The organism is Dactylosporangium sp. NBC_01737 (assembly GCF_035963215.1).
Taxonomy (GTDB): Bacteria; Actinomycetota; Actinomycetes; order Mycobacteriales; family Micromonosporaceae; genus Dactylosporangium.
On the sequence record NZ_CP109153.1, the window covers coordinates 536,049 to 560,497 of the forward strand.

The window sequence follows — 24,449 nt, forward strand, 5'->3', positions numbered from 1 at the left end:
GATTACGCATTACCACGGTCGGCTCCGCCCGTTCGCGTATGGAAACCCGTTCAGCGTAGTCATGGACTGCACACGGGTGGTGTACGACCGGCCCGCAACTGCTCGAGCGCGGCGAGCGCCTCGTCGGCGGTGCTGACCTTGATCAATGGCAGGCCCGGCTGGGCATTGGCGACGGCCTCCGCACAGTTGGCCGCCGGGGTGAGGAAGACCTTGGCCTTCGCGGCCTTCGCCGCGACCAGCTTCTGCGGGATCCCGCCGATCGGCCCGACGTTGCCCTCTTCGTCGATGGTGCCCGTGCCGGCGATGACGATCCCGCCGGTCAGGTCCTCTTCCTTGATGGTGTCGATGATGCCGAGCGTGAACATCAGCCCGGCCGACGGCCCGCCGATGCGGTCCAGCTGGATCGACAGCTGGAACGGGTGCGGCTGCGACGTCTTGGCCACGACGCCGAGGCGCGGGGTGCCGTCGTCGGCGGCCTTCGTCGCCACGGTGGCGGTGCGCTTCTCGGTGCCGCGGGTGATGTCGACCTGACGAGAGGTCCCGGCCGGCTTGGCCCGCACGAGCTCGGTGAGCTTCGCCAGCGACGTCACCGGCGTGCCGTCGATCGCGGTGATCACATCGCCCTTCTCCAGCTGCCCCTCGGCCGGGAAGCCGGCGGACACCTCGTCGACGGCCACCAGGACGGGATAGCCGAGCTTGCGCAGCGCGACCGTCTCCGCCGAGGACTGCGACGCCTGGAAGTCCTTCTTGTTGTCTTCCTCGACCTGCTGCTCCGTGCGGTTCGGCGGGTAGATCAACTCACGCGGCACCACCGCGCGGTCATCCTGCCACCAGCCGATCATCGCCTCGAGCAGCGTCATCTGCGGCTGCACCGACACCGTGGTCATCCGCAGCTGCCCCGCCGACTTCGTGACCGGCGCGCCACTGACGTTGATGATCGGCTTTCCGTCGTCGCCGGCGCCGAGCGTGTTGTAGGTCGGACCGGGCCCCATCTCGACATAGGGCACCGTCAGCTCGGCCGTCTGCCAGGACAGCAACAGCAGCAGCAACGCGCCGACCAACACGGTCACGCCACGACGTCTCATGGCGGCGAGCCTAGCGCTCTCAGTTTTCAAGCATGGGAAGCGAGTACCTTTGGGACATGCCCGCAGACATCCCGTTCGGCTTCGGTCCGCCCGGCGGCGAGGTGCCGGATCCCAACGATCCGCGCCAGATGCAGCAATTTCTGAGCCAGCTGCAGCAAATGTTCGCCACGCCCGGCGGCGGCCCGGTCAACTGGGATCTGGCACGCCAGCTCGCCCAGGCCCACCTGACCGGTGGCGGACCCGCCGGCGGCATGGCCCAGTTCCCGGTCGGCTTCGCGATGCCCGGCGTCGCGGTTACGCCACCAGCGAACACGACCGACCCCGACGCCGCGAAGCCGGTCGGTGACCCGTCGGTCACACCGGCCGAGCGGGCCGCGGTCATCGAGGCGCTCCGCCTGGCGGACCTGTGGCTGGACCCGGAGTCGGCGCTGCCCTCCGGCGTGCGCTCGACCGCCGCCTGGAGCCGCGGCGAGTGGCTCAACACCACGCTGCCCGTCTGGCGCAAGCTCTGCGACCCGGTCGCCGCCCGCATGGTCTCGGCGATGACGGAGCTGGTGCCGGAGGAGATGCGCGCCCAGATGGGCCCCATGACCTCCATGGTCGCCTCCCTCGGCAGCGCCCTGCTCGGCGGCCAGTTGGGCACGGCCCTGGGCTCCCTCGCCGCCGAGGTCCTCTCCGCCGGCGACATCGGCCTGCCCCTCGGCACCGCCGGCACCGCCGCGCTCGTCCCGGCCAACATCGCCGAATACGGCCGCGGCCTGGAGATCCCCGACGACCAGGTCCGCCTCTACGTCGCCCTGCGCGAGGCCGCCCACCAGCGCCTCTTCGGCCACGTCCCGTGGCTGCGCGGCCACGTCTTCGCCGCCGTCGAGGCCTACGCGGCCGGCATCCACGTCGACCGCGAGGCGATCGAGGAGGCGATGAGCCGCATCGACCCCGCGACCCTCGGCAACGACCCGCAGGAGCTCGTCCTGGAGGGCATCTTCACGCCCGAGGACACGCCGCAGCAGCGTGCCGCCCTCGCCCGCCTGGAGACCGCCCTCGCCCTCATCGAGGGCTGGGTCTGCCACGTCGTCGACCGCGCCGCCGGTGACCGCCTCCCCGACGTGATCCGCCTCTCCGAGGCCTTCCGGCGCCGCCGGGCCGCGGGCGGGCCCGCCGAGCAGACCTTCGCCGCCCTGGTCGGCCTGGAGCTGCGCCCCCGCCGCCTCCGCGAGGCGACGGCCCTGTGGGCGGCCCTGGCCGAGCACCGCGGCGTCGCGGGCCGCGACGCGCTCTGGGACCACCCCGACCTCCTGCCCGACGAGGAGGCGTTCGCGGACCCTGACCTGTTCGCCCGGACGCAGCTGGACCTGAGCGACCTCGGCTTCAGCGACGAGACCGGCGACCCGCCGAAGGAAGGCGACACTCCGACGGAGTAGCAACTTCCCCGCATCAACCGTGCAGCGGACCCGGCCACCCTGGCGACCCGGTCCGCTGTTCGCGTTCCACCCCCTGCCTGATCACGGAACTTCCGCGGTCCCCCGCACCCACGAAAGTTCCACGATCACGAGCCGACCCCGCGCTGCCGCCGGCAGTGCGCAGACGCCCAGCGTGCGCAGACGGGGCCACCGGGCGCGGCGCGGAGCACCGAGGCGGGTCGACGGCCGGATCCTTCTCTGGATCACGACCGGGGCATTCGGCACGGGGGACGGATCGGGCGTCGCCGGGCGCTGAGGGGGTCAGGAGAGCAGGGAGCGGGTGGCATCCCAGCCGTCGAGGCCCATGTCCAGGTGGCGCAGGTCCTCGGGGCTGCGAAGGCGGTGCCAGCCCGGCGCCGCGGCGACCATCGTCGGCTCGGGGGCGGGGCGGCGGGCCGTCACCACGTCGCCGGTCTCCGGGTCGAGATCGGGCAGCCAGGAGGGCACCGGCAGGCGGGTCGCCACGCCCAGCAGGCCACCGCCGGCGGCCGGGGCGACGGCGACCGTGCGGGTGGACAGGGGGCGGATCATCTTGCCGATCAGCATCGCCGGGAGGTCGGGGGCGTCGGCCATGAGGACGACGGCGCGCTCGTGACCGTCGGCGGCCGCGGCGGCGAGGGCGGCGCGGATCGACAGGGAGGGCAGCTCGTAGAGCGGCATGCTCGGCCATGCGATCTTCGCCGCGAGCGGCAGGTCGGCGGCGAGCGCGGCGATGGCCGGCTGGACGAGCGGCAGCGGGGCGACCAGGTCGACGACGTCCTCAGCCAGGGCGGCGCGCCACGAGGACGGGTCGATGCCGGGTGGTGACCACGGGGTGGGCACGAGCAGCACGATCACCGCCGCGGAGACAGCCGGGACGGTCATTCAGTGATCCCGAGACCTGCCGCCGCTGACACCCCCTCAAGATACCCCCGCGCCCGCTCCGACTTCGGGTAGCGGCCGACGAGCGCCCAGAAGGCGGCGCTGTGGTTGGCGATGACCAGGTGTGACAGCTCGTGCAGCAGCACGTAGTCGATCACCCAGTCCGGCATCTCCTGGACCCGGTGCGAGATCCGGATGGTACCGTCTGCCGGCGTGCACGACCCCCAGCGGCCGTTCTGGTTCTGCACCCAGCGCACGCTGGTCGGACGGGCCGCGCTGGGGTGATCGGGCAGGTAGCGGGCGGCGAGGCGCTGCGCGCGGGCCGTCAGCTCGCTGTCGGTGCGCCTGGCCCGCTGCTCGCGGACGGCGAGCCGCTCCAGCATTCGATCGACCCACTCGCGCTCCTCCGCCCGGGAGAACTGCGCGGGGATCAGCACGACGACCCGCTCACCATCACGGTAGGCAGACACCGTGCGACGGCGGCGCTTGCTGCGCCGCACCTCGATGACCGGCTTGCGTGTCATGCCGGCCCCCTCAGGGTACCGCTCACGGAGGAACGCTAGCTGGAAACGGCCATCCCTCCGCAAGGCCCAATCTCGCGGAGGGCGCCCGTATGTCACCCATTCGTGGCGGCTCGCCGGAAAGATTCCACCGGTTGTCGGCCTGGTGAGGCCACTCGGAGGCATTTCATCCACAGCAACCCACACCGTTGCCCACACAGTTATCCCCAGCCTGTGCATAGTGTGTAGCGTGCGGTTAGAGGAAGATCTTCCGATTACGCTCGGCGTGTCCCGTCTTACCGCACTTTCCCCGAGTGTCCGACAAGGCACACTCACCACGTCGACCTAGCTGGTCAGCACCGGTGCGCGCAAGGGCACCGGACCGAGATGAGGAGGGCATCGTGGCCGAGACGTACAACGGCTACTGCGTCAAGTGCAAGGAGAAGCGGGACTTCGAGGGCGAGATCGCGATCTCGAAGACGGGCATGAAGATGGCCAAGGGCGCCTGCCCGGTCTGTGGCACGACGGTCAACCGGATCCTCGGCAAGGCCTGACGCAGGTAGGCACGGCCGCCGTCAACGGGCCGTACACATCCGGCTCCTCGCCGCCCCCCGCCCGGCGCGTGAGCCCCGAGATCGTCGCGCTAGAGCAGCAAGGTTGGCCCGCGCGGTATGAAGCGTTTGCGCCTTTCGCTGTGGACAACTCGGCGGCTGGCTGTGGACAAGTCCGGCCGGCGGTGGATATCCCTGTGGACAACCACCCCGGCCGGAGTCCGCGCCGGTGGCAGTCTCGCCGGTCATGCGACCGACACTCCTGCCGAACCTGCGCCGCCTGTGGCGGGACGCGTCCACCGTCCAGCTCGGCACCGACCCCGCCGGTGCCGTCGTGCTGCACCTGCGGCGCCCGGAGCTGGCCCGCGTGCTCGACCTGCTGGACGGCGCGCACACCGAGCCCGCCGTCCTCGCCGCCGGTGAGGCGCTCGGGCTCGCCGCGGCGGAGGTGCTTGGCCTCGTGCAGACCCTGCGGGAGGTCGGGCTGGTCGTCGCCGCGCACGCGCTCGTCCCGGTGGGCCTGCCGGAGCGGGTGCACCGCCGGCTGAGCGTCGAGGCCGCCGCGATCGCGCTGCGGCTGCGCACCGAGGTCCCGGGCGGCCAGGGTGTCCCCGCGGACGTGCTGCGCCGCCGGTACGCCTCCCGCGTCGTCATCGCCGGGGACGGTCCGCTGCTGGCTCCGCTCGCCGCCCTGCTCGCCGCAAGTGGGGTCGGTCACGTCGACCCGGTCGTCGACGGTGTCACCGGCGTCCCGGACGTGCTGGTCGGCGGCCTGCGCGCCGACGACGTGGGAGTTTCACGGGCGGTCGCGACCGGCAACGCCGTAGCGAGGTTCGCCCCGGGAGCGGACCTGTCCGCCACCCGGATGGACACCGTCGACCTGGTGGTGCGCGTCGGCGACCGGCACCCGCCCGCGCTCGCCAGGCGGGGGCTGCGGCTGGCGGGCCTGCCACGGCTGGAGCTGACCGTGCGGCTCGGCACGGTGCTCGTCGGTCCGCTGGTACGCCCCAGCGGCTCCCCGTGCAGGGCGTGCCTGGAGCTGCACCGGCGTGACCGTGACCCGATCTGGCCGGTGCTCGCCGCGCAACTGGCCACGGCGCCACCCGGCGACGGCGAGCCGTGCGCGTCGGCGACCGCGCTCGCGGGGGTCGCGTTCGCCGCCGACGAGGTGCTCGCGTTCCTCGACGGGACGGTGCCGCGGACCGAGGCGGCGATCGTCGAGATCCCCCGCGCCGGTGAGCTGAGACGGCGGGAATGGGTGGCGCATCCCCGCTGTGACTGTCGTCGCCGTCGTCGTACCGCCATGAACGGGTAAGAATGACGTGTGACCGAGATCCCCAGGGGCGCCGTCGCCCGCACCGCACGACTGGCGTCACTCCCTCTCGGGCTGGCCGGGCGGGCCGCGCTCGGCCTCGGCAAGCGTGTGACGGGTATGGCCGCCGACGTGGTGTCCGCCGATGTCCAGCGCCGCACCGCCGAGCACCTGTTCAGCGTCCTCGGGCAGCTCAAGGGCGGTGCGATGAAGATGGGGCAGGCGTTGTCCGTCTTCGAGGCCGCGCTGCCGGAGGACCTCGCCGGGCCGTATCGGGCGGCGCTGACGAAGCTGCAGGAGGCCGCGCCGCCGCTGCCGGCCGCCAGCGTGCACAAGGTGCTGCATGAGTCGCTGGGCGAGGACTGGCGGGAGCTGTTCAAGGAGTTCGACGACAAGCCGGCCGCCGCGGCCAGCATCGGCCAGGTCCACCGCGCGATCTGGGCTGACGGCCGCGACGTGGCGGTGAAGGTGCAGTATCCGGGCGCCGGTGAGGCGTTGCGGTCCGACCTCAACCAGATGGCCCGGTTCGCCGGGCTGTTCAAGGCGATCCAGCCGGGCCTCGACGTGAAGCCCCTCGTCCAGGAGATCCGTGACCGGGTCACCGAGGAGCTGGACTACGAGCTGGAGGCGGCCTCGCAGCGGGCGTTCGCGGCCGCTTTCGACGGCGACCCCGACATCTGCGTGCCGCAGGTGCTCGCGTCCTCGCCGCGGGTCCTCGTCACCGAGTGGATCGACGGCGTGCCGCTGTCGACGATCATCGCGTCCGGCACGGTCGAGGAGCGCGACGCCGCCGGGACCCGGATGGCGCTGCTGCACTTCTCCGCGCCCGCCAGGGTGGAGCTGCTGCACGCCGACCCGCACCCGGGCAACTTCCGGATGCTGCCCGACGGGCGGCTGGGGGTCCTCGACTTCGGTGCGGTCGCCCGGCTCCCCGGCGGGCACCCCGAAGTGATCGGCCGGCTGACCCGGCTCGCCCTCGCCGGCGACGCCGACGCGGTCCTGACCGGCCTGCAGGACGAGGGGTTCGTCAAGCGCGACGCGAAGATCGACGCGGCGGCGGTGCTGGGGTACATCAGGCCGATGCTGGACCCGGTCGCCGAGCCGAGGTTCCGCTTCAGCCGGGCATGGCTGCGCGCGGAGGCGGGCCGGCTCGCCAACCCGAAGAGCCCCGCCTATGCGATGAGCCGCCAGCTCAACCTGCCGCCGTCCTACATGCTGACCCACCGGGTGACGCTCGGCTCGATCGGCGTGCTGTGCCAGCTGGAGGCGGAGGCGCCCTACCGGGAGATCATCGAGCGGTGGCTGCCGGGCTTCGCGGAGCCGAAGGAACTGGCGAAGAAACCGCGCAGGCGCAAGGCGGAATGACGCAGAGGGCGGGCCTCCCGATCGGGAGGCCCGCCCTCCTTGCTGCGGGTCGGATCAGTGTCGGCTCAGCTGACGCTCCTGCTCACGGCGGGCGCGCATCGCGATCTGACGGGCGGACGAAGAAGCCTCAGAGTGACGGACAGCCTGAGGCTGACGCATTCGCGCTCGTGATAGTGCTTCGTGGAGTAGTTGCAAAGACACGGCCATGCTCCTCATAGGAATGGTGCGAACTTCGGTGAGTTGAAGCCGGGTCGGCTGCGCGGCGCGCAGACCTCGGCTGGCTGGCAACGGATGTGCACTCATGTCAGGCCGCCATACTTGCGGCGACGGCAGCAGTACGAGCGGCAACCTCGACCCGCAGGACGGCGTCGCGAGCGACGTCCTCCTTGCGCGGACGACCCCGCGGACGCTTCCGCGGAACCACCGCACCGCGCTCGAAGATCTCGCCACCCCAGACACCCCAGGGCTCGGCGCGCTCGATCGCACCGGCAAGGCACTCGACGCGCAGAGGGCACTCCACGCAGAGCGACTTGGCCAGCTCGAGCTCGGCCGGCGAGTCAGCGAACCACAGGTCCGGGTCGAAGGTGCGGCACGGCAGGTCGGACTTCACGCCTCGCGCAGCGACAAGGAGACGCTCGTCGACACCCGACTCAACGCGCACATCGCGCGATGCCAAGGCCAGGCTCATCCCGGTCACCCCTTTCTGTTTCTCGATCGTTTGGTGGTGATCGTCGGTGCAAAAAACTGAGGCCGCGGATCCCGGTGTCGGGTTCCGCGGCCTCGAGGTGAGCCGGTTGGTCGGTCTGCTAGACCGGCCTGCCTCGAGGTGGTGTGCCGCGGACTCCGCCGTTGGGCTTCGGAGCCGTCAGGTCGTGCTTGTCGTTCGCGGTGAGCCCACTGGTCCCCTGAACCTGGACTTCCCGCCGGTCGAGCAGCGCCACGCCAACGGCGGGGACCTGCTCAACGATGCGGACGCGCTCGGTGGTGCCGTGTTCGGTGGTGCCGTGCTCGGTGGTGTCGACTCGATCGGCGTCCATGTCGACCCTCAGGTCGACCTGGAACGCACCGGTCGCGCAGACACCGGCCATGGAACCGCCGGTCGCCGTGCCGCCCTGGACTCCGACGCCGCCCGGAACCTCGACGCCGCCCAGGGCCGCGACGCCACCCGTGACCGCGAAGGACGCGATCGGGGCAGCAGCCGGAGCGGAGGCAACGGTCGGGATCAAGGAAGCGGTCGGCATCTGAGCGGCGGACAGTTTGCGGGCCGGGGCAGACGCGGCAGTGACGCCCGCGAAGGCGCCTCTGACGGCAGACTCCTGCCACAGGGCCGAAACTGACGGCGGGACACGGCGTGCCGACACCGGGGACGGGGCGCGGAGGGCGCGCAACGCCGGCTGTAGCTCGGCTGAGATATAGAGCTTCACGGGTCGCACCTTCTCTCCACACTCGTCATGGGCCGACTGCCGGGGCTCCGGCGTTCGTGTTCGCAGGCTATGTCGCCTCTTCAGGCTAGTGCAATCGAATTTCCGGGAAAAGTTCTTGTCACTTTTCCGCGCATCGAAATCAGTCGCTGCCGACGAGGTCCTCCACGGTCGTGCCGGACACCAGCGCGAGGACGTCGTCGCCATAGAGCCCCAGCTTACGGGGGCCGATGCCGGCGATCACGGCGAGCTCCTCGCGGCGGCCCGGGCGCCGCTCCGCGATCGCGGCGAGGGTGACATCGGTGAATACGACGAACGCCGGAACCTTCTGCACGGCGGCGAGCCGGGCCCGCCAGTCGAGCAGCCGGGCCAGCAGCTCCTCGTCACGGTCGGCCGGGCAGCCGGTGCACCGGCCCAGCTTGCGCTCCGGGCCGCTGAGCAGCCCGGCGCCGCAGACCCGGCACGACACGGCGACGGTGCGCCGCACCCTGGCCACCACCTCGCCCTTGCCGATGCCCGGCCGCGCGTTGCCCGACGACGACCGGCGGCCGGGCTCATAGCCACGGCCGGGCTCCAGGAACGGCACGAACCGGCTGGCCCGCCGGGGACGCCCGCCGGGCGCTCGGGCCCCCGCATAGGACAGCCACAGGGTGTGCCGGGCCCGGGTGACGCCGACATAGAGCAGCCGCCGCTCCTCCTCGACCGCGTCGGGCGTGCGGGCGTGGATGACGGGCATCGTGCCCTCGGCGAGGCCGACCAGGAACACCGCGTCCCACTCCAGGCCCTTGGCGGAGTGCAGCGACGACAAGGTGACCCCGGCGACCGTCGGCACGTGCTGCAGCGCGGCGCGGCGGGCCAGCTCCTCGTTGAACGCCTCCAGGGTCAGCGCCGGCATGCTCTCGGCGAGCGCGACGAGCGCCGCCACCGCCTCCCACTTCTCCCGGGCGGCACCGCCGGCGGGGATCTCGGCGGGCCGCCAGCCGACGCCTTCCAGGGCCAGGCCGACCGACTCCGCGAGGGGCGCGTCCGCCTGGAGGGACCGGGTCGCCACCCGCAGCGCGATCATCGCCTGCCGGACCTCGGCCCGCTCGAAGAACCGCTCGGCGCCGTGCACCACATAGGGCACCCCGGCCTCCGCGAGGGCCTCCTGGTAGACCTCGGACTGGGCGTTGACCCGGAACAGCACCGCGATCTCCTCGGCCGGCGTGCCCCCGGCGATGAGCTCGCCGCAGCGGGCGGCGACCGCGGCGGCCTCCTGCGCCTCGTCGGGGAACGATCGCGCGGTCGGCTCCGGGCCCGGCGGGCGCTGGCCGATCAGCTCCAGGCGCAGCCGGGCCAGCTCGCCACGGGCCTGGCCGATCACGGAGTTGGCCAGGCCGACGACCTGCGGGGTGGACCGGTAGTCACGGATCAGCCGCACGATCGTGGCGTCGGGGTGGCGGCGCTTGAAGTCGACGAGATAGGACGCGCTGGCGCCGGTGAACGAGTAGATCGTCTGGCTCGCGTCGCCGACGACGGTCAGGTCGTCGCGGTCGCCGAGCCATGACTCCAGCAGCCGCTGCTGCATCGGGTTGACGTCCTGATACTCGTCGACGACGAAGTGCCGATACTGCGAGCGGATCTGCTGCGCGACGTCCTCGTGCTCCTCCATGGCCCAGATCGCGGCCCGGATCATGTCCTCGAAGTCGATCACACCCTGCGCCCGCTTGACCCGCTCATAGGCGGCGTAGACCTCGCCGACCTTGGCCGCGTCGAACGGCGGCTCGCGCAGCGCCTTGGCCGCGGCGACCGCATAGTCGGCGGGCTCGATCAGCGACGACTTGGCCCACTCGATCTCGCCGGCGAGGTCCCGGGCGCCGGTGCCGTCGACCTTGATGCCGACCCGGGTGGCGGCCAGGCCGACCATGCGGGCCTTGCTGTCCAGCAGCTCGGGCATCTCACGGCCGGAGAAGAGCCGCGGGGCGAAATAGCGGACCTGGCGCAGCGCCGCGGCGTGGAACGTGCGGGCCTGCACCCCGCCCGCGCCGAGCTGGCCGATGCGGGCCCGCATCTCCGCGGCGGCCCGGGCCGTGAACGTGACGGCGAGGACGTGCTGGGCCCGGACGTGCCCGGAGCGGACCCGATGGGCGATGCGATGGGTGATCGCCCTGGTCTTGCCCGTGCCGGCGCCCGCGAGGATGCACAGGGGCCCGGCCGGAGCAGTGACCACGGCCGCCTGCTCCGGGTCAAGTCCGGTGAGTGGGTTTGAGGAGTCCGCCACAGGTAGGCATCATTCCAGCCGGGTACGACGTTTCCGCCGAAGTACCTACCGAGAGCCCGACGGAGGAGACGACCCGATGCTGACGATGTACTCGACCACGTGGTGTGGCTACTGCCACCGCCTGAAGTCGCAGATGGACCGCGAAGGCATCCAGTACCAGGTCGTCGACATCGAGCGGGACCCCGCCGCGGCGAAGTTCGTCGAGAGCGTCAACGGCGGCAACCAGACCGTCCCGACCTTGAAGTTCGACGACGGCACCGCCCTGACGAACCCGACGATCGTCCAGGTGAAGGCCCAGCTGGCCAACGCGGTCCGTAGCTGACCCTTCACACGGCGCCGCCGGCTCACTACGGTGACCGGCATGCGGGTGGCTCGCGACTTCGCCGTCGCCGGCGCCCGGGGACCACGGACCTACCACGCGCCCGAGCGGCCGAGGGTGGCCGACCCGGGACGCCGGCAGCGCATCGCCGACTATCTGTCCGGCGGCACCGTGATCGGCCGCGGGCAGGGCCCGGGTGTGCTGCACACCGACGGGTTGTGGCTGTGGCCGGAGCGTTTCGTCGCCGAGGTCCTCGACCAGGGGCTCGCCCCTGAGCAGGACTTCCTCGGGCAGATGCAGCGCAGCGACTTCCGCGCGCCCGCGCCCGAGCCGGACGCCAGGCTGACCGACGACGCACTGACGGCCTGGCGGTCCGGTCCGCCGCCCGCGCCGCGGCTGCTCATCACGTACTTCGTCCGGCTCGACGGCGACTCCACGCCCGAGGCGCCGCTGTCGCTGCTGCGCCGGTGCGTCGACCCGGCCGGCGGGGTGAGCGAGGAGGCGCTGTGGCGCGACCTGGGCTGGCACCCGACGCAGGCCTTCGGGGCGCACAAGATCGACCATGACATCCGCGAGGTGACCCCGGCGCACGCCGCCGGGGTCCTCGACCGCTGGTGCGGCCAGTGGCACCGCGAGGCGGTCAGCCGAGCCACTCCGTGATCAGGTAGTACGCGATCGACGCGGGGAACGGCAGGCCGAAGGCGCGGGAGTCGCCCCGCAGGACACCGGCGATCTCCGAGCGGGAGAACCAGCGGCCTTCGAGGATCTCCTCGGTGTCGACCTCGATCGCCGCGCCGACCTTCGCCGTGGCGTGGAAGCCCAGCATCAGCGAGCCGGGGAACGGCCAGGGCTGGCTCGCCACGTACGTGACCTCGCCGACGACGACGCCGACCTCTTCCAGGACCTCACGGGCGACCGCCATCTCCGCGGACTCCCCCGGCTCGACGAATCCGGCGAGTGTGGAGTACCGCCGGATCCCGCCGGCGGCGGGCCACTGTGCGTTGCACCCGAGCAGGCAGCACCCGCCGGGTCCCTCGACACCGTCGTGCACCAGCATGATCACCGCGGGGTCGGTGCGCGGCCAGAGCGTCTCCGTGCCGTCCTCGGTGGTCCGCACCCACCCCGCGTGCGCCGGGACCGTCAGCTTGCCGCTGAGGGGGCTGTACGGGTGCCGCGAGTGCCAGTTGGCCAGCCCGACGGCGGTGATGAACAACCCGGCCGGCAGGTCCGGCAGGGAGTGCCCGATCTGGCGCAGGTTGACCCGCCGCGTGCCGGGCAGCACCGTCACGTCGGCGGCGACCGCGAAGTAGACGCTGCCGTCGGTGTCCTCGCCGAGGAAGAACCGCTCGCCCTGCGGCGCGTCGGCGGGGTCGATCAGTACCAGGTCCGGCGGGTCGTCGCCGCGGACCAGGACGTGCCCGTCGTCGACGACGAGCACGCGGGAGCGGGTCCAGGCCTCGGCGAGCCAGTCGGCGTCGGTGCGGCGGTGGGCCGCCCGGTCCAGCGCACCCCGCGCGAGCGGCGGTCCGGACCGGGCTTCTCCGATGGTCATGATGCGGCTCGGGTGACCGCCGTCAGGGCCGCGAGGGGCTTCTCGATCTGCTCCGCGTCGCCGAGGACCACGGCCGCGACCCGGGACGGCGCGAGGTACTGCGCGGCCGTGGCCGCCACGTCGTCCCGGCTGACCCGGGCCAGCCGGGTGGCATGCTCGGCCAGGTAGTCCAGGCGCAGCCCGAAACCGGCGTAGGTGGAGACCAGCCCGGCCAGCCCCGCCTGCGTGGACATGCCCAGCTGGAGGGTGCCGAGCGCATACTGACGGGCCTGCTCCAGCTCGTCCTCCTTCGGCGGGAGGCTGGCGAGGCGGCCGAGCTCGTACAGCGTCTCCAGCAGCGCCGGGCCGGTCACGCCGGTGGCCACCTCGGCGGCGACGACCAGCGCCGAACCGGCGACGGCGTGCTCGACGAGGGAGTGCGGCCCGTACGTGTAGCCCTTGTCCTCACGGATGTTCTCCACCCAGCGGGAGGAGAAGTAGCCGCCGAACACGAGGTTGGCCAGCTGCAGCGCGGCGTGGTCGGGGTGCCGGCGGGACACCGCGGGCAGCGCCAGGCGCAGCGAGGACTGCACGGAGCCGGGCCGGTCGACCAGCGTCAGCGGCCCCGGCTTCAGCTCCGGGGTCGGCGGCAGCTCCACCGCCGAGCCCGCGCCGTCCCACTTCGACAGCATCCGCTCGGCGGCGGCGATCGCCTTCTCCGGCGCGATGTCGCCGACGATGACCAGCGTCGCCCCGGCCGGGTGCAGCCGCTCGGCGTGCAGGGTCCGCAGCGTGCCGGGGGTGACGGCCTCGACCTGCTCCGGTGCCGGGGTCTGGATGGCGTACGGGTGTTTGCCGTACATCCGCTTGAGCAGGGCGGCCCGCGCCAGGTGGCTCGGCTGGCTCTGCGCGACCCGGATCCGGTCGACCAGGCGGGCCCGCTCGGTGCCGACCTCCTCCGCCGGGTAGTTGGCGTCGGTGAGCACCTCGGCGAGCAGGTCCAGCAGCCGGTCCAGGCCACCCACGAGGGCGTTGCCGGAGATCAGCAGCCGGTCGGGGTCGGCGCCGGCGGACAGCCCGCCGCCGACCTTCTGCAGCTCGGCGGCGATGTCGACGGTCGACATCGCGGTGGTGCCCGACAGCACCGTCTGGGTCAGCAGCGCGGCACGGGCGAGGTGCGCCTTCGCGAACGGCACCCGCAGCCGGACCTCGACCAGCGGCACCGACGAGCGGCGCAGCGCGATCACGGTCAGGCCGTTGTCCAGGGTCCGCTCGACGGTCTTGGGCAGCTTCAGCGGGCGGTTCGGCCCCAGCACCGGCACGGTGCGGACCAGGGTTTCGGCAGTCACTTGGCTCCTCCGGCAATGACCTCGACCGCGGCGCGGCGCGACGGGACCAGCTCGGCCGCCGCGGCGATGATCTGCTCCTCGGTGACCCCACCGATCAGCGTGTGGAGCTGGTTGAGCAGCTCGGGCTCGCCGCGCTGCTGCTCCAGCACCGCCATCTGCAGCGCCCGCCCGAGCACCGCATCGGTGTCGCGCAGCAGGTGCGTGGCCATGCGGGCCTGGGTGCGGCTGAGCTCGTCGGGTGCGAGGCCGTCGGTGGCGATGCGCTGGCACTCCTCCTCGACGGTGCGCAGGACCTTGTCGACGTCGCCGCCCGGGGGCAGGTGCGCCTGCAGGACCAGGGCGGTGGGGTCGCGCACCGCGAACGGCTCACCCATGAAGCCGACGTAGCCGCCGACGCTGGTCACCGTCCGGTCCCGCAGCACGAGGCGCTCCACCAGCCGGGACGCGTCGCCGTCGGTGAGGACCTCGGCCAGGACCACGTACGGCAGGTACGCCTCGAGGTCGTTGATCGGATCCGGCACCCGCCACGCCGCCGCGACCGCCGGCAGCGGGGCCAGCCGGTCCTCGTAGGACGAGCGGCGCTCCGCGGTCAGGTCCGGCTCGGTGAAGTCGGGGCGGGCCGGCGCCGGGCGGGACGGCACGTCACCGAAGTGCCGCTCGATCAGCGCGGTCGCCGTCGCCACGTCGAAGTCGCCGGACACCGCGAGGACCGCGTTGCCGCAGGCGTAGTACCGGTCGAAGAAGTCGGCTGCGTCGGCGACGGTCGCGGACTCCAGGTCGTCGAAGGAGCCGTAGCCGTCATGGGCGTTGGCGAACGTGTCGAACATGACCGGCGGCAGCCGCAGCCACGGGAACCCGCCGTAGGGCCGGTTGAGCACGTTGACCCGGATCTCCTCCTTGACCACGTCGACCTGGTTGCGCAGGTTCTCCTCGGTCAGACGGGGCGAGCGCATCCGATCGGCCTCGAGGAACAGTGCCCGCTCCAACGCGTTGGACGGCAGCGTCTCGAAGTAGTCGGTGTAGTCGAAGTGCGTCGAACCGTTGAACGTGCCGCCGGAGCCCTGCACGTAACGGAAGTGGGCCAGCTTCTCCAGGCTCTCCGAACCCTGGAACATCAGATGCTCGAACAGGTGGGCGAAGCCGGTGCGGCCCTGCGGCTCGGAACGGATGCCGACGTCGTAGACGACCGCGACGCCGACGACGGGTGCGGCCCGGTCGGGCGTGAGCACCACCCGCAAGCCGTTGGGGAGGGTGAGGCGCTCGACGGGATACTTGGACGCGGGGATCCGCACAGCGGGACTACGACGAGGCACCCACCGAATCTATCCCGTCGCGCGCTGTTCGCCCGAGGCGACCGTCGACTCGGATCGGCGGAGGCGGTGTTCGGCACGCAGCGCGTACCACAGCAGCACGCCGATGAACGCGATCAGCGGCAGGCTCAGCACCCACCCCAGCCGGCCCCGCGACCGGGCCACGACCGGCCCGGCGGCCGGGGGCGCGGCCGTCGCCGACGCGGCGGCGGAGGGTGACGGCACGGCCGACGGCGTCGGCGGGTGGGCGAGGGGGATCACCCTGGTCAGCGCCGGCACCAGGTCGACGCGACCGACGCCGAACTCCGGGTCGACGCCCTTCGCGCCGGCGTCCACGGCGGTGACCGACAGCCGGTTGACGATCTCGTCGGCGGGCAGCTTCGGGTACGCCGCGCGCACCAGCGCCACGACCGCCGCGAGCTCACCGGCCGCCGCGCTGCCGGCATCGACGCGGTACCCGCCGCCGGTGTTGGTGGTCATGATCTCCTCGCCGGGCACCCCGAACCCGAGCCGGCGGCCGCTGTCGGAGGTGACGAGCACGTCCCCGGTGCGCGACAGCGGGACGGCCGCCAGGACCCCGTCGTACGCCGCGGGGTAGGGCTCGAACGCCTCCCCGGCGCGGTTGCCGTCGGCGGCGACGATGATCGCGTCCGCCGCCTGCGCCTCCCGCACCGCCTGCGCGAGCCGCTCGCTGCCACCCACCGAGTAACCCACCACGATGATCTTCGCACCGCGCACGACCGCCAGCTCGATGCCCTCGGCCAGTTGGTCGGGGGTGACGGTGCGCGCGCCGGTCGGGTCGGGCGTGGCCGGGCTGCCGAGGACCACCGGCAGGATGTCCGCGCCCGGCGCGATGCCCAGCACGCCGTGCTGCCGGTTGGCGCCGTGCCCCTGACCGGCGATGAGCCCGGCGAGCGCGGTGCCGTGACCGTCGGGGTCACCCGGCGCGGTGAGCGCGCCGTTGGTGTAGATCGCCGGGAGCACGCTGGCGGTCAGGTCGATGTGGTTGCGGTCCACGCCGTTGTCGACGATCGCGACGGTGACACCCTCGCCGCGGGTCTTGTCGTTGGCTTCGCTCACCCGCAGGTACTGCAGGTGCCACTGATCGTCACGGATGCCGTCCGCGAACGCCGGGCTCACCGGGACGAGCGCGAGCACGACTCCGACAACCAGTGCGGCCTTTTTCATCGCGCTAGCGTGACGGATCGACGCAAGCGACGCCAGTCAGGCTGTTCCCAGCTTCGGGCGGCTTCCGCCGCCGGACGGCCAGGGGGTCCCACCGTTCATCTGGCCGCCGTGTTCCGTTACAGGGGGCGGACGGACTCGGGGGCCTCGTCGGCGATGTAGTCGAACTGGCGGTGGGTGTCGGGGATCGACACGTACAGGATGGCGGCCTCGGGTTTGCCGAGGTCGATCAGGGCGATCGACACCAGTTCGCTCTTCGCCTTCAGGCCGGGCTGGGAGAAGTGCAGGCGGAACTTGAGCAGGCGGGCCGGGCGGCCGCCGAGGGTGAGGTCCTTGGCGGAGATCTGCTCGAGCTGGTTGCTCTTGGGGTAGAAGCTGATCCGCACGTCGGCGGCTATCTGGTCGCCGACGCACTTGAGGTCCAGCACCATGCCGTCGTTGACCGCGGCCGGGACGTGGCCGGACAGGATCGTTGCGTGGTAGTCGCTGTTGCCGCTGTAGTTCGGCTCGGTGATGAAGTGCTGGCCGATGCGGTAGGTGACCTTCAGCTCACCCAGGTCGACCCAGGCGGCGTCCCACGGCTGCCAGGGGTCGCCGTACTCCTTGTAGGAGATCCCGGCCTCCGGGTCGGTGGTCCGCGGGCCGGCCGGCACCTCCGCGCCGCCGGGGGGAAGCTCGGGCGGGATGGTCGGTGGCGGGCAGCGGCGGGCCAGCTCGGGGCGGGTGTCGCTCGGGCCCTCCGCCCTGCGGTCGAACAGGCCGCCGGGCGTCGTGGCGTTGCCGGTCATCAGTGACACGAGGATGACGATCAGGCCGATCGCGACGACCGCGACGGCACCACCGCTGAGCAGCTTCAGGATCCGTTTGTTGCGCTTGACCGGGTCGTCGTCATCCTCGCCGCCACCACCGCCACCGGACGGCCAGGACGGCGGCGGCACGATCGGCGGCACACCGATCCCGGAGACCCTGCCCGACCTGTAGCCGGGCGCGGCGCGCGGCGGCTCGGCCGTGCGCTGAATGGTCGGCGCCGGCCCGACGGGCGCCAGCACGACCTGCGTGTCCGGCTGAGCCCACGGTGAATGCTGCTCGGTCATCTCAGGAGCAAGTGTCGCAGCCCGGAGCCAGTCTGCCAAAAACCGCTACGGCTGCGGCTGGACCGGCGTGCGGACGTCGGTGACCTGCGGATACCTCGGGGCGTCGGCGGCGGCCACCGGGCCGATGACGATCAGGGCCGCGGTCAGCACCCCTGCGGTCGCCACCCCGACCACCAGCGCGACCTCGCGCGTCGGCGATGTCTGCATCCTGCGCACTTCCCCTCGCATGCCCGTCCGCATGCCCTTTGGACAGCTTCGGGGACGGCGTGGTTCCGTGGACAGCGAGGTGTCGGAAGCTTGACGCGACCTTGCTGTTGATCAGACGGTCGCCGCGCCGGGCAGCGTGGCGATCAGTGCCAGGAGACCGTCCTGGTCAAGCAGGTCGGCCGGGCGGACGGTGACGCCGTCGCGCACGTAGAAGAACGCCGCACCGACCCGCTCCAGCGGCACGCCTCGCAGTTCCGACCAGGCCAGCCGGTACGCGGCGAGCTGCACCGCGGCGGCAACGGCGTCGGTGCCGGCGGGCCGGGCGCCGGTCTTCCAGTCCACGACGTCGAACCGGCCGTCAGGGTACGCATACACGGCGTCCATCCGGCCACGCACCACCACTCCGGCGACGACGGACGCGAACGGCACCTCGACGTCCAGGGGCACCCGGTCGGCCCACTCCCCCGCGAGGAACCGTGCCTGCAGGTCGGCCAGGGCCTCGTCGGGTGCGGCGCCCTCGTCGGCGGCGCCGGGCAGCTCGTCGAGGTCGATCAGGCGCTCGGCCTTGAACCGCTGCTCCAGCCAGTGGTGGAACGCGGTCCCGCGGCGGGCGTACGGATCCGGGCGCGACGGCAGCGGCCTGCGCAGCGACCGCGCCAGCCGCTGCGGGTCGCGGCGCAACGCGACCAGCTGCGACACCGACAGGTGCCCCGGCAGCGCGACCTCGACCGGGGCGTTGAGCTGCGGGGTGAGGCGGGCCCGCTCGGCGAGGAGCAGGTCGGCCTCGGCGGCCCACCGCCGCCCGGAGCCGTCCTGCAGCACCTCGTCGGGCCACTCGATCCGCGCGCCGGCCACGCCCGGCACCCCGGCCCCGACCGGCGCGGACGGTGCCGCCGGCTCATCCAGAACGGCCGGCTCATCCGGGACGGGCAGCTCATCCGGGACGGGCAGCTCATCCGGGGCGGCCAGTTCGTCCAGGGCGGCCAGTTCGTCGAGGGGGGCGGTCGGCGGCGCGAGGGCGGCGGCGGCAGCGCGGACCATCGCGGCGGCGGACTCCAGCAGCGGGCGGCGCGAGCCGAGCGGGTCGGCGGGCCAGCTCGCACTCGGCACGTTCTCCGCCGTCGGGTTCTGCGCGTCGTGGGCGGGCGCGTCGGCCCACGCGTCGACCACGCCGGCGCCGGACGCGCAGCGGTCGCGGATCTCCTCCAGGAAGACCGACGGGCCGCGGGCGCGCTTGACGCCGTCGCCCCACCAGTACCCGCTGGCCAGCAGCAGCCGGCGGGGGCGGGTGACCGCGACGTACGCCAGCCGCCGCTCCTCACGCACGTCGTGGGCGCGCCAGTCGTCGGTGAAGACCTCCAGCCGCCGGACCACGCCCTTGACGTCGGCGGCGGCGGAGAGGTCCAGGACCGGCAGGCCGTCGCTGTCGCCGCGCAACGGGAAGGGCAGGACCCCGAGGCCGCGCAGCCAGTGATCGCCGGCGTTGCTCGCGCCGGGGAACATGTCGACGCAGAGGCCGGCGACCGACACCACGTCCCATTCGAGGCCCTTGGCGGCGTGCGCGGTGAGGATCTGCACCGCGCCCGAGACGACCTCGACCTCACCCGGTGCGAGGCCGCGCTCCTCGTTCTCCGCGGCGGCGAGGAACGCCAGGAAGGCGCCGAGGGTCGCGCCCTCGGACTCGGTGGCGAAGCGGGCCGCGATGTTGCTGAACGCGTCGAGATGCCCCCGGGCCAGGCCGGCGTCGCCGGGGCGGGCGGCGACCTCGACGTCCAGGCCGGTGGCCCGTTCGATGTCGGCGACCAGGTCCGGCAGCGGCTGGTCCAGGCGCCACCGCAGCCGGCGCAGCTCCGTGCCGAGCGCGGCGAAACGGGCGAAGCCGGGCTCCGAGTACGCCGCCGGGTCGCCGAGGTCGTCGAGGGCCTCGACCAGAACGGCCTCGTCGAGCCGGTCGGCGAGGGCGGGCTCGTCGTCCTGCGGGCCGGCCCGGCGGGCAGCGGCGAGGGAGCGGGCCCGGCGATAGAGGGCGACCAGGTCACGCGGCCCGATCCGCCACCGCGGGCCGGTCAGGATGCGCAGCAGCGCCGCGCCCTCGGCCGGATCGGCGAGGACCCGCAGGACGCTGACGACGTCACGGACCTCGGGCGTGTCCAGCAGGCCGCCCAGGCCGACGACCTCGACCGGCAGGCCGCGGGAGCGCAGCGCGTTCTCCAGGGCGGGGATCTGGGCGCGGGTGCGCACGAGGACCGCGGTCGTGGGCCGGTCGTCGACGGGGATGTCGAGCGGGAACGTCTCCGGTGCCGCCTTCGCCGCGAGCCGCCACGACGCGACGATCCGGTCGGCGATCCAGGCGGCCTCGTCGGCGTACGTGTCCAGCAGTGCACAGTGGATGGTCGCGGTGGACGCCGGCTCGGCGAGGACATCGGCGGGGGCGAGCTCGGCGACGCGGGCGCCGTGCGCGCGCAGCGGCGCGGAGATGGTGTTGGCGACGTCGAGGATCTCGGGGCGGTTGCGCCAGCTGGTGGTGAGGGTCAGCTCGGCGGCGGGCACACCCGCCACGGTCGGGAACTCGGTGGGGAACCGTTCGAGGGTCCCGGCGGACGCGCCGCGCCAGCCGTAGATGGACTGGCACGGGTCGCCGACGGCGGTCACGGGGTGCCCGCCGCCGAACAGCGACCGCAGCAGCACCACCTGGGCGTGGCTGGTGTCCTGGTACTCGTCCAGCAGCACCACCCGGAAGCGGTCCCGCTCGACCACGCCCACCTCGGGATGCGCGAGCGCCACGCGGGCCGCCCGGGACAGCTGATCGCCGAAGTCCATCGCCTCCAGCAGCGCCTTCTTCTCCTGGTACTGGCGGATCAGCGGCAACAACTGCAGCCTGGCCTGCTGGCGGGACAGCAGGTCACGCACCGGCTTGGCCATCTTGCCGGTCTTGGCGCTCACCTCGGCGAAGAACCGGCCGGTCCACGCGGCGACGTCCTCGGGCGCGCGCAGGTGCTCGGCGAGGTCACCGGCGAGGTGCAGGACCGCGTCGACGACGGTCGACGGCGCCGACGACACGGCCGTCATGTCGCCGTCGTAGCCGCGGACGACGGCGTCGGCGAGCTGCCAGCACGCTGCCTCGGTGAGCAGCCGGGTGGAGGGTTCGAAGCCGGCCCGCACACCGTGCTCGCGGACGACCCGGGCGGCATAGGAGTGGTAGGTGGCCACCGTCGGCTCGCCCGCGATCAGGTCGTCCCGGCCGAGCCGGCGGACCAACTGCCCGAGCCGCTGCCGGATGCGGTGCGACAGCTCGCCGGCGGCCTTGCGGGTGAAGGTGAGGCCGAGGATCTGCTCCGGCCGGGCGTGCCCGTTGGCGACGAGCCAGACCACCCTGGCCGCCATCGTCTCGGTCTTGCCGGACCCGGCGCCGGCCACCACGAGCAGCGGCTCGACGGGGGCGGCGATGACGTCGGCCTGCTGGTGGGTCGGTGCCGCCTGCCGGAGCAGCTGGGCCAGCTCGACCGGGGTGTATCGCACGGTCATGTGACGTGCCGCCCCTTGCCCGACACCGGGCAGGAGGTCTTGACCGGGCAGACCCGGCACTTGTTGTTGACGACGGCGTTGAACGTCGAGGCCGCCATCGTCTTGGCGGTCTTCTTCACCAGGGCCTGCGCCCAGTTGGGGTCGCCGGCCTCGCCGAGCGGCGGCTGGACCTGCTCGCGGGCGGAGGTGGTCTCGCCGCCGAGCTGCACCAGCGACGCTCCGCCGGAGACCGTCGACTCGTCGAACGCGCCGAGCTCGATCGCCGCCTGGTAGGCCGCCAGCTGCGGGTGCTCGGCCAGGTTGGCGTTGGCGGGGATGGACTTGCCGGTCTTGAGGTCCACGACGACGAGCCGGCCCTGCTCGTCGAGCTCGAGCCGGTCGACGCGGCCCTTGATCTCGACGGGGGCCTCGGGGTCGGCGAGCTCCACGAGGAAGTCCTGCTCGATCGCGACGAGCCGGCGGGGGTTGCCGGCGAGCCAGCCGATGAGCTTGTCCAGCATGGTCTCGGCCCGGTCCCGCTCGCGGCCGGCCAGCCACCGCGCGGACAGCTCGATCGCGTCGAACCGGTCGGCGACGTAGGCGACGAGCTGGGCCCGGTCGGCGGTCGCGTCGGAGGCGAGCATCGCCGCGGCGTGCACGAGGTTGCCGATGGACTGCTCCGGCGACGGGGTCAGCTGCCCGCCGTGCCGCTCCAGGAGCCAGCGCAGGCTGCACCGGTCGACGCTCTCGACCGTGGACGGGGTCACGGTCACCGCCTCGCCGGGGTCGACGAGGGGGCGGTCGTCCGACAGCGGCGGCAGCCCCCACCAGCTGTCCGGGTCGGCGCCGGGCACGCCGGCGGCGGCGAGCCGGGCGAGGATCGCGGCGGCCGCGGTGCGGCGCCGGTCGGTGGCGTCGGGGTCGATGAGCGCGACCCGCAGCTCGGCGACCAGTGTCGGCAGGGTCAGCGCGCGGGGCGGCTCGAACACGACGGCGCCGTCGAGCTCGGCGCCCGAGTCCGGGTCGGGGTCGGCGTTGCTCAGCTCCAGCAGGAACCGGCTCGGCTGCTCCTCGCCGTCGCCGGAGGCGACCGCGGTGACGAGGACCTGCTCGCGGGCCCTGCTGACGGCGACGTAGAAGAGGCGGCGCTCCTCGTCCAGCAGCGCCGACAGCCGGCCGATCGTCTCCATGGTGCGACCGGCGAGGACCTCGACGAGCAGCTCCGAGCCCAGCACGCTGCCGCGCAGCCGCAGGTCGGGCCAGACGCCCTCCTGCACGCCGGCGACGGCGACGACGTCCCACTCCAGGCCCTTGGCGGCGTGCGCGGTCAGGATGCGGACCGCCTCGCCGCGGTCGGCGGACGGGGCGAGGGAGTCGGCGGGCAGATCCTGGCCCTCGACGTGGTCGAGGAAGACGGCGGTGCCGGCGCCGGGGAGCCGGTCGGTGAAGCGGGCCGCCGCGTCGAACAGCGACACGACCGCGTCCAGGTCGCGGTCGGCGGCGGCGCCGCGGTGACCGCCCCGGGTGCTCAGCGCCGTCCACCGCTCGGCCAGTCCGCTGCCCTGCCAGGCGGCCCACAGCACCTCCTCGGCGGTGGCGCCGGGCCGGGCCGCGGCGTCGCGGACGGCCTGCAGCAGCTGCCCGACGGTGCGGGCCGGCGCCGCCCACCGGCGCTCGACCGTGGCCAGCTCGGCGGGGCGGCGCAGCGCCTGCAGGAGCAGCGTCCCGGACGGGCGGCGGTCCCCGGCCGCGAGCGCCAGGGCCCGCAGGCCCTGCCGGAGGCGCCGCTCCGCGAGGGGGTCGGCGCCGCCGAGCGGGGAGTGCAGCAGCGCGATCGCGGCGTCCTCGTCGAGGCGGGCGTCGTCGAGGGCGCAGCGCAGGAGCAGCAGCAGCGGCGCGATCGCCGGCTGGAGATGCAGCGGCAGGTCCTCTGCCTCGGTCACGGTCGGCACGCCCGCCGAGTGCAGCGCCCGCTGCAGCGGGGCCAGCTGCCGGGCGGTGGAGCGCACCACGACCGCCATCCGGGACCACGGCACGCCGCGCAGCAGGTGCGCCTCGCGCAGCCGGTGCGCCAGGAACGCCGCCTCGGTGGTCTCGGAGCCGAACGTCGCGGTCTCCACGGTGCCGCCGGGGTGCTGCGGCTCCAGCAGCCGGTGCCGCGCGGGGCCGCGCAGCCGTGCGGCGACCCGGCGGGTCGGCGCGAGCAGCCCCTCGCCGAGTCGGCGCGAGTGCGGCAGGATCACCTGCGGCGCGGGGCGTCCGCCGACGGTGCGGAACCGGTCGGGGAAGTCGCCGACGATGCCGGGGTCGGCGCCGCGGAACGCGAACGTCGAGGAGTCCGGGTCGGCGAACGCGACGAGGTGCGATCCCGACCCGGCGATCAGGTCCAGCAGCTCGATCTGGGCGGGGTCGGTGTCGGGCAGCTCGTCGAGGTAGACGCACTCGATCCGGCGCCGCTCCGCGGCCAGGACGTCGGGCTCGTCGACCAGCAGCCCGGCGGCGGCCCGCACCAGCTCGGCGTAGTCATAGGCGACCGCACCCCGGCTGGTGGCGTCGCGCAGCGCAAGGACCTGCAGATACTCCTCGAAGAACCGGGCCGCCGCGGCCCAGTCGGGTCGCTGGTGCACGACCGCGAGCCGGGCCAGGCCCTGCGGGCCGACGCCCCGCTCCACGGCCCGCAGCAGCAGGTCGCGCAGCTCGGTCGCGAACGCCCGGGTGCCGAGCGCGCCGCGCAGCGCCTCCGGCCACGGCGCCTGCGAACCCTGCAGCAGCTCGCGGATGACGAGGTCCTGCTCGGGCCCCGTGAGCAGCCGGGGCGACGCCTCGCCGCGCTCGACGGCGGCGCGGCGCAGCAGGCCGAACGCATAGCCGTGGAAGGTGCGCAGCCGCGCGGCCCAGCCGGGCCTCGATGCGGTCGCGCAACCGCACCGCGCCACGCCGGCCGAACGTCAGGACCAGGATCCGCTCCGGGTCGACCCCATCGGCGACCCGCGCGGCGACCGCCTCGACCAGCGTGGTCGTCTTGCCGGTGCCGGGTCCGCCGACGACGAGCAGAGGCCCCGAGCGGTGCTCCACGACGAGCCGCTGCCACGGGTCCGTGTCGATCGGGACCGCCGCGGGGCCCGGCCGCCGCAC

At 73.4% G+C, this 24,449-nt stretch carries 19 protein-coding genes and 1 pseudogene; 6 read left to right on the forward strand and 14 right to left on the reverse strand.

Going from position 1 to position 24,449, the window contains the following annotated elements; translation table 11 throughout:
* Window positions 1–59: 59 nt before the first annotated feature.
* Window positions 60–1,085 (reverse strand): YlbL family protein, encoded by a 1,026-nt coding sequence (locus OHA72_RS02435; protein ID WP_327006234.1) that lies wholly within the window; start codon window positions 1,083–1,085, stop codon window positions 60–62.
* Window positions 1,086–1,141: 56 nt separating this feature from the next.
* Here OHA72_RS02435 and OHA72_RS02440 point away from each other — a divergent pair, with 56 nt between their 5' ends.
* Complete coding sequence (locus tag OHA72_RS02440) at window positions 1,142–2,506, forward strand: zinc-dependent metalloprotease (RefSeq protein ID WP_442788492.1); 1,365 nt, start codon at window positions 1,142–1,144, stop codon at window positions 2,504–2,506.
* Between the two features lie 300 nt (window positions 2,507–2,806).
* Here OHA72_RS02440 and OHA72_RS02445 read toward each other — a convergent pair whose 3' ends face one another.
* Complete coding sequence (locus OHA72_RS02445) at window positions 2,807–3,409, reverse strand: hypothetical protein (protein WP_327006235.1); 603 nt, start codon at window positions 3,407–3,409, stop codon at window positions 2,807–2,809.
* Window positions 3,406–3,930 (reverse strand): M48 metallopeptidase family protein, encoded by a 525-nt coding sequence (locus tag OHA72_RS02450; RefSeq protein ID WP_327006236.1) that lies wholly within the window; start codon window positions 3,928–3,930, stop codon window positions 3,406–3,408. The genes OHA72_RS02445 and OHA72_RS02450 overlap by 4 nt, the downstream gene beginning before the upstream one ends.
* A gap of 374 nt (window positions 3,931–4,304) precedes the next feature.
* On the opposite strand from OHA72_RS02450, the gene OHA72_RS02455 reads away from it, so the two are divergent.
* The 3 genes from OHA72_RS02455 to OHA72_RS02465 all read left to right on the forward strand — a co-directional run bounded on the left by OHA72_RS02455 (window position 4,305) and on the right by OHA72_RS02465 (window position 7,134).
* Window positions 4,305–4,460 (forward strand): DUF5679 domain-containing protein, encoded by a 156-nt coding sequence (locus tag OHA72_RS02455; protein WP_425516560.1) that lies wholly within the window; start codon window positions 4,305–4,307, stop codon window positions 4,458–4,460.
* Between the two features lie 244 nt (window positions 4,461–4,704).
* Entirely contained in the window at window positions 4,705–5,772 is a 1,068-nt protein-coding gene (locus OHA72_RS02460; protein WP_327006237.1) for a TOMM precursor leader peptide-binding protein, read from the forward strand.
* Between the two features lie 9 nt (window positions 5,773–5,781).
* On the forward strand, window positions 5,782–7,134 hold the full coding sequence (locus OHA72_RS02465; protein ID WP_327006238.1) for an ABC1 kinase family protein: 1,353 nt from the start codon (window positions 5,782–5,784) through the stop codon (window positions 7,132–7,134).
* Between the two features lie 304 nt (window positions 7,135–7,438).
* Here the strand turns inward: OHA72_RS02465 and OHA72_RS02470 are convergent, their stop codons facing one another.
* The 3 genes from OHA72_RS02470 to OHA72_RS02480 form a co-directional block, all read right to left on the reverse strand.
* Complete coding sequence (locus tag OHA72_RS02470; protein WP_327006239.1) at window positions 7,439–7,822, reverse strand: WhiB family transcriptional regulator; 384 nt, start codon at window positions 7,820–7,822, stop codon at window positions 7,439–7,441.
* A gap of 118 nt (window positions 7,823–7,940) precedes the next feature.
* Entirely contained in the window at window positions 7,941–8,567 is a 627-nt protein-coding gene (locus OHA72_RS02475; RefSeq protein WP_327006240.1) for a hypothetical protein, read from the reverse strand.
* A 130-nt stretch (window positions 8,568–8,697) separates the two neighbouring features.
* On the reverse strand, window positions 8,698–10,815 hold the full coding sequence (locus tag OHA72_RS02480) for an ATP-dependent DNA helicase UvrD2 (protein WP_327006241.1): 2,118 nt from the start codon (window positions 10,813–10,815) through the stop codon (window positions 8,698–8,700).
* A gap of 76 nt (window positions 10,816–10,891) precedes the next feature.
* Here OHA72_RS02480 and OHA72_RS02485 point away from each other — a divergent pair, with 76 nt between their 5' ends.
* Both OHA72_RS02485 and OHA72_RS02490 read left to right on the forward strand, forming a co-directional pair.
* Window positions 10,892–11,137 carry a mycoredoxin gene (locus OHA72_RS02485; RefSeq protein WP_327006242.1) on the forward strand — a complete coding sequence of 82 codons (246 nt, stop codon included), beginning with the start codon at window positions 10,892–10,894 and terminating at the stop codon, window positions 11,135–11,137.
* A gap of 39 nt (window positions 11,138–11,176) precedes the next feature.
* Window positions 11,177–11,794 (forward strand): hypothetical protein, encoded by a 618-nt coding sequence (locus OHA72_RS02490; RefSeq protein WP_327006243.1) that lies wholly within the window; start codon window positions 11,177–11,179, stop codon window positions 11,792–11,794.
* On the opposite strand, the gene nudC is transcribed toward OHA72_RS02490, so the two are convergent.
* The 8 genes and pseudogenes from nudC to OHA72_RS02530 all read right to left on the reverse strand — a co-directional run bounded on the left by nudC (window position 11,775) and on the right by OHA72_RS02530 (window position 24,449).
* Window positions 11,775–12,680, reverse strand: coding sequence for an NAD(+) diphosphatase (nudC, locus tag OHA72_RS02495; RefSeq protein ID WP_442788694.1), 906 nt, complete (start codon window positions 12,678–12,680; stop codon window positions 11,775–11,777). The genes OHA72_RS02490 and nudC overlap by 20 nt on opposite strands.
* A gap of 2 nt (window positions 12,681–12,682) precedes the next feature.
* Window positions 12,683–14,014, reverse strand: a complete 1,332-nt coding sequence (locus tag OHA72_RS02500; protein ID WP_327006245.1) for a M16 family metallopeptidase — start codon at window positions 14,012–14,014, stop codon at window positions 12,683–12,685.
* Window positions 14,011–15,306, reverse strand: a complete 1,296-nt coding sequence (locus OHA72_RS02505; protein ID WP_327011423.1) for a M16 family metallopeptidase — start codon at window positions 15,304–15,306, stop codon at window positions 14,011–14,013. Before OHA72_RS02505 ends, OHA72_RS02500 begins: the two co-directional genes overlap by 4 nt.
* Window positions 15,307–15,336: 30 nt before the next feature.
* Window positions 15,337–16,512 carry a S8 family serine peptidase gene (locus tag OHA72_RS02510; RefSeq protein WP_327006246.1) on the reverse strand — a complete coding sequence of 392 codons (1,176 nt, stop codon included), beginning with the start codon at window positions 16,510–16,512 and terminating at the stop codon, window positions 15,337–15,339.
* A gap of 116 nt (window positions 16,513–16,628) precedes the next feature.
* Window positions 16,629–17,603, reverse strand: coding sequence for a hypothetical protein (locus OHA72_RS02515; RefSeq protein ID WP_327006247.1), 975 nt, complete (start codon window positions 17,601–17,603; stop codon window positions 16,629–16,631).
* 45 nt (window positions 17,604–17,648) lie between these two features.
* Window positions 17,649–17,810 carry a hypothetical protein gene (locus OHA72_RS02520; RefSeq protein WP_327006248.1) on the reverse strand — a complete coding sequence of 54 codons (162 nt, stop codon included), beginning with the start codon at window positions 17,808–17,810 and terminating at the stop codon, window positions 17,649–17,651.
* 111 nt (window positions 17,811–17,921) lie between these two features.
* Window positions 17,922–21,335, reverse strand: a complete 3,414-nt coding sequence (locus OHA72_RS02525; protein ID WP_327006249.1) for an ATP-dependent helicase — start codon at window positions 21,333–21,335, stop codon at window positions 17,922–17,924.
* Window positions 21,332–24,449: pseudogene (locus OHA72_RS02530) on the reverse strand (ATP-dependent helicase). The gene OHA72_RS02525 and the pseudogene OHA72_RS02530 overlap by 4 nt, the downstream one beginning before the upstream one ends.

What these genes read in the sequence shown, in the direction of transcription:
- OHA72_RS02460 (WP_327006237.1), top strand. Translation starts at nt 4,705, where the DNA reads ATGCGACCGACACTCCTGCCGAACCTGCGCCGCCTGTGGCGGGACGCG.
- OHA72_RS02485 (WP_327006242.1), top strand. Translation starts at nt 10,892, where the DNA reads ATGCTGACGATGTACTCGACCACGTGGTGTGGCTACTGCCACCGCCTG.
- OHA72_RS02490 (WP_327006243.1), top strand. Translation starts at nt 11,177, where the DNA reads ATGCGGGTGGCTCGCGACTTCGCCGTCGCCGGCGCCCGGGGACCACGG.
- OHA72_RS02445 (WP_327006235.1), bottom strand. Translation starts at nt 3,409, where the DNA reads ATGACCGTCCCGGCTGTCTCCGCGGCGGTGATCGTGCTGCTCGTGCCC.
- OHA72_RS02520 (WP_327006248.1), bottom strand. Translation starts at nt 17,810, where the DNA reads ATGCAGACATCGCCGACGCGCGAGGTCGCGCTGGTGGTCGGGGTGGCG.
- OHA72_RS02510 (WP_327006246.1), bottom strand. Translation starts at nt 16,512, where the DNA reads ATGAAAAAGGCCGCACTGGTTGTCGGAGTCGTGCTCGCGCTCGTCCCG.
- OHA72_RS02440 (WP_442788492.1), top strand. Translation starts at nt 1,142, where the DNA reads ATGCCCGCAGACATCCCGTTCGGCTTCGGTCCGCCCGGCGGCGAGGTG.
- OHA72_RS02515 (WP_327006247.1), bottom strand. Translation starts at nt 17,603, where the DNA reads ATGACCGAGCAGCATTCACCGTGGGCTCAGCCGGACACGCAGGTCGTG.
- OHA72_RS02450 (WP_327006236.1), bottom strand. Translation starts at nt 3,930, where the DNA reads ATGACACGCAAGCCGGTCATCGAGGTGCGGCGCAGCAAGCGCCGCCGT.
- OHA72_RS02435 (WP_327006234.1), bottom strand. Translation starts at nt 1,085, where the DNA reads ATGAGACGTCGTGGCGTGACCGTGTTGGTCGGCGCGTTGCTGCTGCTG.
- OHA72_RS02525 (WP_327006249.1), bottom strand. Translation starts at nt 21,335, where the DNA reads ATGACCGTGCGATACACCCCGGTCGAGCTGGCCCAGCTGCTCCGGCAG.
- OHA72_RS02470 (WP_327006239.1), bottom strand. Translation starts at nt 7,822, where the DNA reads ATGAGCCTGGCCTTGGCATCGCGCGATGTGCGCGTTGAGTCGGGTGTC.